Source organism: Colidextribacter sp. OB.20 (assembly GCF_009911595.1).
Classification (GTDB): domain Bacteria; phylum Bacillota; class Clostridia; order Oscillospirales; family Oscillospiraceae; genus Lawsonibacter.
In genome coordinates, this window is sequence record NZ_QWKG01000147.1 from 1 (window position 1) to 1,118 (window position 1,118).

Consider the following 1,118-nt stretch of genomic DNA (forward strand, 5'->3'; position numbering starts at 1 on the left):
TATAAACATCTTGAAAATACAGCCCTGATGATTTATACTAAGTATGTGGTGCTGTTAACACAGTTGTGTATGGATGCTATCCCATCCTGCACAGGGCCTAGGGGGTGCCAGCCCTCTAGGCCTGCCCGCACTACTCGTTACCTCGTATTCTTATTCTAACGCATGATACCATCTCCGTCAATAGAATATTTCAAGGGCACCAACTAAAATAGTCGGTGCCCTTTCTTTTTTTGTGAAAGTATTTATAAACTCTATTATCCACATCCCTAATTTTGTCCCAGCCACATCATAAGTATATTTTAGTACTCATGAGCCACTTTATTTTTGGGTACTGTATGACTTACAACCTCTTTATTATGTTTTTAGGGCGTGGGGGTAGGTCTAGTATTTATATATTTTTATGAACTCAACGCATAGTTAAAATTATTATCATGTATATAAAACATTATTTCTGTCCGTATGTGCAAATTAAACTGTATATCTAATTGTTTAACTCACACATGGAATACCATACAAACTGAGCATACAAAATATGCAGAGTTAAGTGTGCAATTTATATGTTTCATATATCCAAATCAAGCCATAAAGAACGTAAAAGTTCCTTATCTTTCAGCCTATTTCTGACAGTATTGGGCGAGCACCCTAGCTTATCCGCAATCTGCCTATATGTATAATTTTTCTTGCGGAGGTATACCATCATTTCCGTTGACAAGTCCTGCCGAAAGGCGGACGCTTCCACTCCATTCTTAACAGGTCGTTTTTGTGGTTCTAGTGGTTGTGTTTCCTTATCCGAGTCATTTTTCAGCTTGTTTACGTTTGAAGCGTAGTCAACCCCGTATGCTTCCCAAAATTTTTTGACTACTTCTCTCTCATAAAGTTGATTATACTCAAAATCTGTCATCTATATTCCTCCAAAGCATTTTTCTTTCCTGTGTTCTCATAAACTTTTAAAAAATTCACCCAAACAAAACCCAATTTTCACCCCCTGACTGTATCAAAATTTTTCTTTCATGTATTCGTTAACGTACCCCCAATTTTTTAAAAGAAGTCCTGCAAACAAAAGTCAAGCCCTAAAATGGAAAAATTTTGAGTGGGTGAAAAAGGGAACAACAAACTAA

General features: G+C 36.7%; 1 protein-coding gene. It reads right to left on the reverse strand.

What is annotated here, in order from left to right; all coding sequences use genetic code 11:
• Window positions 1-562 precede the first annotated feature (562 nt).
• Complete coding sequence (locus tag D1641_RS18915) at window positions 563-901, reverse strand: helix-turn-helix domain-containing protein (RefSeq protein ID WP_160668542.1); 339 nt, start codon at window positions 899-901, stop codon at window positions 563-565.
• Window positions 902-1,118: the final 217 nt, after the last annotated feature.